Genomic DNA, 11,296 nt, shown 5'->3' with positions numbered 1-11,296 from the left:
GCACGCCCGAGATGGACAGCGAGCTGGCCCGGGCATACAGCAATCTGGCAGAGCCGGGAGACCGGGAGCTGTTCCAGAGGGCCATCGGCCTGCTGGAGCCCCATGAAGCCCGCCCCGGCGATACGGATACCCAGGAGCTGATCGACAGCTGCCGCCGATGTCTGGCTCTGCCGGGGTTTGAGAAGAATTTCCGGCAGCGGACAAAGGAGGCCTGGGCAGCTTTTGCCGGGATCGAGCCAGAACTTCGCCGGATCATGGATACGGATGAGATGCGGGAGAGGGGAGAAGAGCTGGTGGAGGAATGCCAAAAAGTACTGGAGCTGGCCTTCTGTTCCCCCTCCTTTGAACTGGCCGTTGGCGGGGAGAAGTATGAGCTGATCCTCAGCGCCGACGGAAACCGGTCGGCCCTGTTCCCGCTGGTCTATTTCCAGCGCCGTGCGCCGGAGTCTGTGCTGGAGCACTGGAATATCCTGGTGGGACGTCAGCCCTCAGCGGGATTTTCTCTCCAGGCCGGGGAACTCCAGGTGCAGGCGGAGGACGTGCTGGTCTGGACAGAGTCCAGGGAGGACCGGGTTTCCCTGGCTCTTTACTGTGAGAAGCTCCTGCCGCTGATGAAGGCGGAGGAAGATAAGGTATGGTGGCTGCTCTGTACCCTCACAGACCAGGTGCTGGGGGAGGTGTCCTCCATTGCTCTCATCCATGATCTGGATATTGCAAAACAGCCCAGGTCTGGAGCGGCGGTTCTACTTTCTGAGCTTCCGGGGAAGCTTCGGGATATGGGATATACACGATGGGACGACGCCGGGGATTATCTGGAAAACAGCTATATTGCCTATGAGCTGGAGCCGGTGAAGGATCCGGAGGCCGACTGGCGTCTGGATGTGGGGGGCGGTTCAACCCGCCTGCCGGTCCTCATCAACGACTACATGAGGGCTGAGAGCGGAATCATGGACGATTACCACAGGGACGGCATTGCAGCCGGCTTCCTGTGTTATCCACTGGATGGCTTTACCGGGGAAGGACGGGCGGAGGAAATTTTAACGTTCCGGGACGCCTTGCGGGAGGCGGTCCGGGAATATGCGGGAGAGGATGCAGTGACGTTTCTGGGCGGGGCCACCGGCCTGTATTACGGGTATTTGGATCTTATAGCCTGGGATCTGTCCGCTGTCCTGGATGCGGCCAGGGAATTTTTTGCTGGAACAGATCTGGCCTGGGGCGGATTCCATGTGTTCAGGAGGGATGTGGGGGCCGTCCGCCTGTGGGAACAGGAGGGAGAGCCCCAGGTGGATGCAAAGACCGGTTCCCTGCTTTCGGCCCAGGACATTGAAACGCTGGAATCCTTTGAGGATGGGATATCGGGGTATTTTGGGAAAATGCTCCAGTGGCTGGAGGACTTTATTGAGCGGGGCGTGGAGACGGGACGGTTTACCAGCCGGCAGGCCAGACAGGATCTTAAGATCGCCCTGTGGTATTCCTATGCCTGCAACAACCTGGATGAGTACCGGTACTATTATAAGGCGGTCCAGTGGATGAAGGATTCAGAGAAAAATGCCGGGGGCTGTGCCACATGGTACTACCGGTACTCGGTGGCCCTGATGTACTGCGGCCGGCTGGAGGAGGCCCTGGATTATGCAGAAAAGGGGATCCGGGAGGAACCGGATTATCCATGGATCTGGCTGCAGGCGGCCAAGCTGCGGTCCCATTCCGGCGATAAAGCCGGAGCATTGGAGGCCGTGGCCCACGGCCTTAAGCTGGAGCCTGGCGATCATGAGTTCCTGACACTCAAAAGAGAGATCGAGGCCGGGGAGCCGCTGGAGCGGATGGAATACCACTGGATCGATCCCGGAGCCGACCGGAATCTCCAGCAGGGCCTGGATGAAGATGCCGATGAGAAGCAGCGGTCCATTTCCTGCATTACTGTCAATAGGGAAGGACTGGAACGGTTCTGGAATATTTTCGGGCCAAAACCGGAGCAGTATGCGCCAAACGGGCCGTTTACCCAGTTCCCCTACACAGTAAACGGACAGACCTTTGATCTGGTATTCCAGATGAACGAGGCCGGTATGTCCAGCCTCAGCGCAGACTGGCTGGAGCGGCTGGCGGGCTGGCTTAAGGAGGGGAGGTGGCTGGAACAGAACCACCCGGACGGCAGGCCGGCCCGTCTGGATACGGTGCTGGTGGGATTGGATTACCATATGGGCCTGGTCTATCATCTGATGGAAGAGGACGAATATTTCCAGATATTCCTGCGTCCGGACGGGACCGAAAAGGAGGGCGCGTTCTGGTCCTCGAAGGAGGGCAGCGGGCCGGAGGTTTATACCATAGAAGAGATGGAAGCGGTGGAAGAGCATATCCAGAAATACTTTGGGGAGATCGGTCATGTTTTCCATGAGCTGGTTTCGCCGGACATCCATGTGGACATCTGTGTGGTCCCTCCTGACAGGGAGCGGAATTATTATACGCTGGTCACCATGGGCATGGGAGCCCGCCAGATGCAGGTCCCGGAGGAGTTGGCGGAATACCGGCTGGAGCGGGCAGAGCTGGCCATTGCCCTGCCGCCGGACTGGAGGATGGACGAGGAGTCCATGAAGGATGAGCGGTGGTACTGGCCGGTCCGTCTGTTAAAGGTACTGGCCCGTCTGCCCATCCGGTCGGATACATGGCTGGGCTGGGGTCACACCACAGACAATCAAAGGCCCTTTGCGGAGGACACAAAGCTCTGTGGCGCGATCCTGGCAGAGCCTCAGAATATCCGAAAGGAAGGATTTTTCTGCCATTTTCCCGGCGGAGAGGAGATCAACTTCTACCAGGTCATCCCCCTGTACCGGGAGGAGCTGGAGTATAAGCTGGAACACAATGCGGAGGCCCTGCTGGAAAAGCTGGCGGAGGCGGACTTTGCAGTGCATCCGGACCGGCCGTGCTGCCTTACGGACAGAATGGGCAGTGGCTGACCGTATCAGATGGCAGATCTTTTTCAAAAACTTTTCAAAAACTCTTGACTGTACTGTTGCTGTACGGTTTAAAATGACCGGGTGATCAGAAAACGAGAACAGGAAAGGAACCGAAGAGATGAAAAAGATGCGTGTATTTGGTATGGCGGCTGCCTGTACAGCTATTGCAGCCGGAGTGCTGTGGCTTTGTTTTGGCGAGAAGATAAAGATCCTCCACACCTCTTTAAAGAGCTTTAAGGATGAAAATCTGGCGTATACCTTCCAGCATACTCCGGAGATCCAGCCGACGAAGAAAATAAGCCGGGGAGACGACCCCTTCCAGTTTTTAAAGGAAGAAAACGTTTCCCTGGCGGACGGCTTCCGCTTTAAGGGCGGATTTTATCCAACAGAGGGATTTCTTGAGGATACAAAGACCTCGGCCCTGCTGGTGGTGAAGGACGATGTGATCAAATATGAAAAATATTTTTATGGAGGGGATCCCCAGACGCTGTTTTCGTCCAATTCCATGGGAAAATCCTTCGTTTCAGCGCTGATGGGGATCGCAGTAGCTGAAGGCGCTGTTGAAAGCGTCGAGGATCCCATTGGAAAGTATGTCCCGGAGTTTGCAGGGACGGATCTGGAGTCCATTCCGATCCGCGCATGCCTGCAGATGGCTTCCGGGATCGATTTCAATGAGGATACGGATATGAGCCGGTTTTCCATGCGTACCCTAATGGGCACACCATCCATGAAGGTGATCGCAGACCATGGGGTGCAGGAGGAGCCGTATACCCACCGCAGATATCAGAGCATTAATACAGAGATCCTGGGTCAGATCATTAAAAATGCTACCGGGTGCAGCTTGGCGGAATATATGGAGGAGAAGCTCTGGAAACGGATCGGCGCAGAGCAGGACGCATACTGGACTCTGAGCAACGGGACGGAGCTGGCCATGGGAGGCTTAAGCGTCTCCCTCAGGGATTATGCACGGTTTGCACGGCTTTATCTGAACGGGGGCAGCTTCCATGGGGAGCAGATCCTCACAAAAGAATGGGTGAGGGACAGCATGGATGTCAGCGCAGCCTATTCCAGGCCCGGGGCAAACCAGGACGTCTATAACGCCATTGGATATGGGTACCAGTGGTGGGTGCCGGAAGGGGATCGGGGAGAGTTCATGGCCATCGGCGTTTACGGCCAGTGGATGTATGCAGATCCCTCCAGGCAGATCATCATAGTAAAGACCAGTGCGGATCCAGATTTCATGTCCAAGGACTACGAGCTGAAGCATGTGGAATTTTTCCGGGCCATCGCAGGCGGGCTTTTATAAAGCCCCCTGCCGTCTGGCCGCCTCTCTTAGGATATCCACACTGGCTCCTGGGATCCGGCCCAGATGGTCGGGGCCCACATTCAGAAGATAATTAATGCCCAGGCCGTTTAATTTCTTCCGGATGGCCAGGATGGTCTCGGCGCTTTTCCAGTCCTGGTCCCAGGCACAGTAGCCCCAGCTGTGGTTTAAGGTGGCGGCGGTTTCGTAAAGGCCGTAGGGAGATGGCTTTAAGCCGTCGCAGCCATTGAGATCCAGCCCGGCAGGATCCAGCTCCCCGTCTCCGGGAATGGAATCCGGGATCTCGTTGTCCCCCAGAGAAACGTAATCATAAGCGCCGTTGCCCAGCCGGGAATTGATCAGACAGTCCGGCTGGTATTTTTTTACCAGATCGAACAGCTCCCGGCTCTGGGAATCCCGGATGGTCATGGGTACATCAAACCAGATCAGGCACAGCTCCCCATAATTTCTTAAGATCTCCTCCACCTGGGGACGGATCTTATTTTCAAAACAGATATCAAAGTTTTTCTTCGCATTGTCGGGAAAATCCCAGTCGTTGCACCAGGATTGTCCGGCGCAGGGGATATGGCCGGAGAGATAACCGCCGCCGTGCTCCTCATGCCAGTCCAGATCCTGGGAATAGTAGAGACCGAATTTCAGACCGTGCTTATAACAGGCCTCGGCCAGTTCTCCTACCACGTCGCGGCCAAAGGGCGTGGCGTCCACCACGTTGAAGCGGTCGGCCCTGGAATGGAAGAGGGCGAAGCCGTCGTGGTGCTTGCTGGTCATGACGAAATATTTCATCCCGCATTCCTTTGCCAGCCGGATCCACTGGTCCGCGTTAAAATACACCGGGTTAAAGGCCCTTGCCAGTTTGTCGTATTCTGCCATGGGGATCCGTTGGTTGGCCTGGATCCATTCGGCATAGCTGCTGCTTTTTTTTCCGTTCCATTCTCCGCCCAGAAGGGAATACAGTCCCCAGTGGGCCATCATGCCGTACTGGGCTTCTTTAAACCATTTTCTCATATCCATTTCCAATACCTCCGGTAAAAGCTGTTGTGTTTTCATGGGCATGACTATATAATAAATTTTAAAATAAGTACATGGGATTTTTGTACAGAAAGATGGACTTTTTGAATGGATGGAATCTTTGACTGCCCGTTTCTTCCGGGAAACTGGGGCTCTTTAAACTTAAATATCCTGGAAACAGCCATGTTTTACGGAGATACGTCATGGAATTTTCCAAATACCAGGTCGCCGTTCAACCGGATCTATTTTATGATGGATGGGGAGGCATACCTGGAAAATGAGGAGGAGCGGGTGGAGCTTCTTCCGGGAAATGTGTACCTGGTCCCGGCGGAGTGCCGGTACAGCTACGTGTGTCCCAGCACCATGCAGAAGTTTTATATCCACTTTACCATGGAGCTGCTCCCAGGAGTGGATCTGTTCAGCCATCTGGGGAAGGTCCGGGGGCTTCCTTATGAATGGGATTTTTTAGAGGACATTCTGGGAGCCGTCCAGAAGGAATCCGTTGGAGGCCTCCTTTATCTGAAGGCGGTATTTTCACGCCTGGTCTATGACTTTTTTGAACAGGGAGCAGGGGGCGACGGGTATCTGGAGTCCTTCCGGGGATTTTACCGCCAGAGGTCGGTCCTGGATTATCTGGAGGGGCATCTGAGCGCAGGGCTCCGTATCCAGGAGCTGGCGGATGCCATAGATATGCCGGTCCATCAGCTTTCCAGGTCCTTCCAGCAGGATACAAAGATGGGATTAAAAGAATATATGTCCCGGCAGCTGGCCCAGAGGGCCAGGCAGATGCTGGGACATACGGATATGCCGGTGTGGGAGGTGGCGGAAGCGCTGGGATTTACAGATCCATACTATTTTTCGCGTTTTTTTAAAAAATATGAAAAATTATCTCCCCGGGAATACCGGAAGCTGCGGTTTTAACCGTGGCCTGCGGCTATTCCAGAGGTTGGATGTAGAAATTTCCGATCACGTCGCTGGAGTTTAACACGCTGACGAAGGTGCCGGGGTAATGGGCCAGGATCTGTTTCCGCACCTTCCGCACATCGCTGTCGGAAAGCACTGTGTAGATCAGGTACTTTTTATGGGCGCTGTAAAAGCCCATGCCTTTAAAGATCGTGCTGCTGTGATGGGTCAGCTCCAGGATGTCAGCGGAAATGGATGCCGGATCCTCGGTGATGATCAGCAGGGTCTTTTTATGGTATTTTTTATAAAAGGTATTGATCACCTGGGTATTACAGAACTGGAAGATGATCGAATACAGGGCCTTATCCATACCAAACAGGAAGCCGGAGGTCAGGATCACGGCAGCGCTGAAGAGCAGCATGTAATTAAAGGTAGAGATCTTATATTTTGCGGATAAGGTCATGGCAATAAAATCTGTGCCGCCGCTGCTGGCATTGTTGTTGAGGATCAGGCTCATTCCCAGGCCGTTGATGATGCCGCCGAATACAGAGATCAGCAGGATATCGCCGGTGATGGGAGTTACGGGAAGCTGGTCCACCAGGACAGAGACCACCACGATGCTGATACAGGAAAGGATCGTAAACTTTTTCCCAACAAAGCGGTAGGCCAGCATGGCCGGAATGGCATTAAAAAATACGTTTAACAGTGTAAACGGGATCTTAAGGCCGAAGAAGGTCAGGGCCACCCTCTGGATCAGCTTGGAGAGTCCGGAAAAACCGCCGGGCACCAGGCCGCCCTGTTCCACAAAGGTGTTCATGTTGATGGCCAGGATGGCGCTTCCGGCCAGGATCAGTAAAAAGGAGAGGATCTCCTTAAGGTCTGTTTTTTTCTTTTCCATAGTACCTCCTAAAATGGAATTGTGGTCTATATCATACCATTTTGGCTTTGGCTCTGCAATCGCAAAATGAAAAACATTGGAAATTAATAAGGAGGGGATCGCTGATGTATATTGCTGATCTGCATATTCATTCCCGGTATTCCAGGGCCACTAGCCGGGAGCTGACGCCGGAGACCCTGGAGCTTTCTGCCAGGCGAAAGGGGATCCGTCTTTTAGGCACAGGAGATTTTACCCATCCTGCCTGGCGGGCTGAGCTGGAGGAAAAGCTGGTCCCGGCAGAGGACGGGCTCTACCGGCTGAAGAAGGAGTATATGCGGGAGCCGGGAGAAGGAGGCGCCTGCAAAGGGACCCGGTTTGTGGTTTCCGGGGAGATCAGTTCCATTTATAAACAGGACGGCAGGGTCCGGAAGGTCCACAGCCTGATCCTGCTGCCGGGACTTGAGGAGGCAAAGCTTTTATCGAAACGGCTGGAGGCCATCGGGAATATCCACTCAGACGGACGGCCGATTCTGGGGCTTTCCTGCCGCGATCTCCTGGAGATCATGCTGGAGACATGTCCGAACGGTATCTTCGTTCCGGCCCATATCTGGACACCGCATTTTTCCATGTTCGGGGCCTGCTCCGGCTTCGATACGGTGGAGGAGTGCTTCGGGGACCTGGCTCCCCATATCCACGCGGTGGAAACGGGGCTTTCCTCAGATCCGCCCATGAACTGGCGGCTTTCGGCTCTGGACCGCTTCCAGCTTATTTCCAATTCCGACGCCCACTCTCCTGCAAAGCTGGGAAGAGAAGCGAATCTGCTGGATACAGAGCTGTCCTATGCGGGGCTTAAGAGAGCGGTGGAAACGGGGAACGGACTGGCCGGCACCATTGAGTTTTTTCCTGAGGAGGGAAAGTACCATTTTGACGGTCACCGGAAATGCCATATCTGCATGAGTCCTTTGGAGGCGGAGAGCCATGGAGGGATCTGTCCGGTATGTAAAAAGAGGATGACCATGGGCGTCTCCCACCGGATCGATCAGCTGGCTGACCGGCCGGAGGGCTTCCTGCCGGAGAGAAGAAAGCCCTTTGAGAGCCTGGTCCCGCTGCCGGAGGTGATCGCCGCTTCCACCGGGAGGTCTGCGGCCAGTAAACGGGTACAGGAGGAATATCTGGATATGCTCCGGGTGCTGGGGACGGAATTTGAGATCCTCCGGGAAGTGCCCATCGAGGATATCCGCCGCCATTTTGGACGTCTGGCGGCAGAAGGGATCCGGCGCCTCAGGAACGGGGAGGTCACACGGCTTCCGGGCTTTGACGGGGAGTACGGAACGATCCGGCTGTTCCGGCCGGACGAGCTGGAAAACCCCGATGGACAGATGACCATGGCCGGGATCTTTGGAGCCGGGGGAGGAGAGTCCCGGGCTTCTGATGACAGAAAGGAAGACAGGAGAGAGGCCTGTGATACCGGGGACCTGGAGCTGGCAGGAAAGATCCGTGACACCAGTGTCCGGGCCGGGGCAGAGGGCATGGATGGAAATATCCTGGAAGCGGATTTCCTGGCCCGCCTCAATGAGGGGCAGCGCCGGGCGGCAGAGCACACGGCCCGTGCCGTGGCCGTGATCGCGGGGCCGGGAACAGGAAAGACCGGAACCCTGGCGGCCAGGATCCGCTGCCTTACAGAGCTCCGCCGCGTAAAGCCGTCGGAGATCACAGCGGTCACCTTTACGAACCAGGCAGCCGGGGAGCTGAAGGAACGCCTCCGGAGGGAAATGCCGAACCGGAGCGCCGCGGGACGGATCCAGACGGGAACCTTCCATTCCATCTGTCTGGCGCTTTTAAAGGCAGCGGGTAAGGAGACCGTACTGGCAGACGGCCTGGAGTGCCAGAAGCTGGCGGAGGCAGTCATTGAAGACATGGGACTGAAGCTCCGTTCTTCGGAGCTTTTAAGGGCAGTATCGGAGGAGAAGACAAAAAGGATCCTGGGAGCAGGAGAAGCGGAACCCATGTCCGAGGGGCTCAGAAAAGCGGCAGGGGCCTATGAAGAGCGGATGCGGGAGCAGGGGCTCATGGATTTTGACGATCTTCTGACGGAGGCTCTGGGGCTTCTGTACCTGGCATCAGAGCCGGTCCGGAAATTCTGCCGCCGGTTCCGATATCTTCTGGTGGATGAGTTTCAGGATATCAGCCCCCTGCAATACCGGCTGATCCTGGCATGGAACCGGGAGGGGGATGAGCTTTTTGTGATCGGGGATCCGGACCAGTCCATATACGGCTTCCGGGGATCAGATCCGGAATGCTTTGCCCGCCTTATGGAGGATTTTCCGGAAACGGAGGTGATCCGGCTCCGGGAAAATTACAGGTCCACGGCGTGGATCACAACCGCCGCCTGCGGCATGATCTCGAAGAATCCAGGTGAGAAAAGGGAACTGCTTCCTATGGCAGGAAATGGCCTGCCGGTCCGCGTGCTGACGGCGTCCGGCAGACGCTCCGAGGGGATCGCTGCCGCCAGGGAGATCAGCCGGATGGTGGGCGGCATCGACATGCTGGATGCCGGGGAACGGGCCCGTTCTGGAGAGGAACAGATCCGAAGCTTTTCAGATATCGCGGTGCTGTGCCGGACCAACCGCCAGGTGGAGGAAATGGAGGAGTTTCTGAAAATCGAGGGGATCCCGTATACGGTCACTGGAAAGGGCTCATTTCTGGAAGAGGAGAACGTACAGAGGGCTCTGAAGTTTTTCCGGGCGCTGTACGGAAACGGGACAGGAGACTCACCAGAAGAAGGGAGCTGGGATCCGACGCTTTTGGAGGCATACAGGCCATTGAAAAAGAAACGGCCGGCGGCGCTGGTGGAAAAATGGAGCCGGGACATGGGACTGGCCGGGGATGGGGCGGTGGAAAAGCTTTCGGCCATGGCTGTCTTCCATAAGACCATGGAGGAATTTTTATACCTGCTGGATTTTGGAGAGGAAGGAGACCTGATGCGGCGGGGAGGAGGCTGCTGTACGGCGGATACTGTCTCCCTCATGACGCTCCATGGGTCCAAGGGCCTGGAGTTTCCGGCAGTGATCCTCTACGGGGTCCGGAAGAATTCGATCCCTCTGGAGTATTTTAAAAACAGAAAGGCTGGATCCGGGCCGGAAGAAGGAGATCCGGAAGCCGGACTCCAGGAGGAGCGGCGTCTGTTTTATGTGGGAATGACCAGAGCGAAGGAGGAGCTGGTCCTTCTGACCTCTGGGGAGCCGTCCGTATTCCTTTCAGAGCTGCCGGAAGAGGCTCTTTTGCGGGAGACGGTACGTGGACCGGGGGAGACGGGGATGAAGCAGCTGAGTTTGTTTGATTTTATGTAGGAGGGGGAATGGTTATGGAGAGATATCTGGGAAAAGAGGAAGTATATGGCGGAGAAAAATAATGATAGGCTTTTTTTTACCTGCAGCCTGATTGAGTTTATAGGAAGAAGACTTAAGAGAAACAGAGAAGAGATTGTCGATATTCTAGGAAAAGACCGCCTGGAGAGGATCTACGAATATGCGGATGTATTTCATTGTGAGCCAATGGAAAAGACAGCAGAAACATTTATCGAAGAAACTGGCGCGGAAATGGCTGGATTTGATAATGTTGGGGAGTGCAGATATTTGGTTCCTGATTACTGGGATATCGGAGAGGTATACGAACGGCTGATCGAGGATTGCTACAGTGATGGAGATATCCTAAAAGGAATCTGGGAAGTGTACCATTCCTGGATCAATGCCAGTATATCAGATTTTAACACGGATTTTTATTACCAGTCCAGAGACTATATCGCAGCATGCTATCTGGAAGGAAAGGTTCTGTAAAGGGCGGGAGATCAATATGAGGAGGAATTTTTATGTGGACATGTCCCAAATGCGGCCGTACATTTGCTCGTAACGGCCAGGATCATTATTGCGGGAAGCCGCCGGAAACCATTGAGGAATATATTTTAAACCAGCCGGAAAAGGCACAGCCGCTTTTAAAAGAGATTAACGAGACGATCCGGGCAGCGATCCCGGATACCATGGAAAAAATATCCTGGAGTATGCCCACATATTGGAAAAAGCGCAATCTGATCCAGTTTGCAGCGTTTAAAAATCATGTGGGACTGTATCCGGGACCGGAAGCTGTGGAGAAATTTGCAGACCGTCTGACCGGGTACCAGACCCAGAAGGGGACGATCCGGCTGCCTTATGACCGGCCCCTGGACCGGGAGCTGGT

Annotated in this window: 8 protein-coding genes; 6 read left to right on the top strand and 2 right to left on the bottom strand. The window is 55.1% G+C overall.

The window, feature by feature from the left end; all coding sequences use genetic code 11:
- Together WIH05_RS05800 and WIH05_RS05795 are read left to right on the top strand one after the other, a co-directional pair.
- Window positions 1-2,951, top strand: a 2,951-nt coding sequence (locus tag WIH05_RS05800) for a suppressor of fused domain protein (RefSeq protein WP_337425102.1), incomplete at its 5' end; no start/stop codon positions are given.
- A gap of 118 nt (window positions 2,952-3,069) precedes the next feature.
- On the top strand, window positions 3,070-4,257 hold the full coding sequence (locus WIH05_RS05795) for a serine hydrolase (RefSeq protein ID WP_337425101.1): 1,188 nt from the start codon (window positions 3,070-3,072) through the stop codon (window positions 4,255-4,257).
- Here WIH05_RS05795 and WIH05_RS05790 read toward each other — a convergent pair.
- On the bottom strand, window positions 4,252-5,286 hold the full coding sequence (locus WIH05_RS05790; RefSeq protein ID WP_337425100.1) for an alpha-L-fucosidase: 1,035 nt from the start codon (window positions 5,284-5,286) through the stop codon (window positions 4,252-4,254). The genes WIH05_RS05795 and WIH05_RS05790 overlap by 6 nt on opposite strands.
- A gap of 105 nt (window positions 5,287-5,391) precedes the next feature.
- Between WIH05_RS05790 and WIH05_RS05785 the strand changes: the two genes are divergently transcribed.
- Window positions 5,392-6,204 carry an AraC family transcriptional regulator gene (locus WIH05_RS05785; RefSeq protein ID WP_337425099.1) on the top strand — a complete coding sequence of 271 codons (813 nt, stop codon included), beginning with the start codon at window positions 5,392-5,394 and terminating at the stop codon, window positions 6,202-6,204.
- 13 nt (window positions 6,205-6,217) lie between these two features.
- Here the strand turns inward: WIH05_RS05785 and WIH05_RS05780 are convergent, their stop codons facing one another.
- Window positions 6,218-7,084 (bottom strand): YitT family protein, encoded by an 867-nt coding sequence (locus WIH05_RS05780; RefSeq protein WP_022273942.1) that lies wholly within the window; start codon window positions 7,082-7,084, stop codon window positions 6,218-6,220.
- 104 nt (window positions 7,085-7,188) lie between these two features.
- On the opposite strand from WIH05_RS05780, the gene WIH05_RS05775 reads away from it, so the two are divergent.
- The 3 genes from WIH05_RS05775 to WIH05_RS05765 all read left to right on the top strand — a co-directional run.
- Window positions 7,189-10,413: a UvrD-helicase domain-containing protein gene (locus WIH05_RS05775; RefSeq protein WP_337425098.1), complete on the top strand. Its 3,225-nt coding sequence runs from the start codon at window positions 7,189-7,191 to the stop codon at window positions 10,411-10,413.
- Between the two features lie 45 nt (window positions 10,414-10,458).
- Window positions 10,459-10,899 (top strand): hypothetical protein, encoded by a 441-nt coding sequence (locus WIH05_RS05770; RefSeq protein ID WP_022273601.1) that lies wholly within the window; start codon window positions 10,459-10,461, stop codon window positions 10,897-10,899.
- 32 nt (window positions 10,900-10,931) lie between these two features.
- The coding region (locus WIH05_RS05765) for a DUF1801 domain-containing protein (RefSeq protein ID WP_337425097.1) at window positions 10,932-11,296 on the top strand (365 nt) is incomplete at its 3' end.

The organism is Alitiscatomonas sp., assembly GCF_037242085.1.
GTDB lineage: Bacteria > Bacillota > Clostridia > Lachnospirales > Lachnospiraceae > Alitiscatomonas > Alitiscatomonas aceti.
This window is presented reverse-complemented; position numbering and strand designations above follow the sequence as displayed.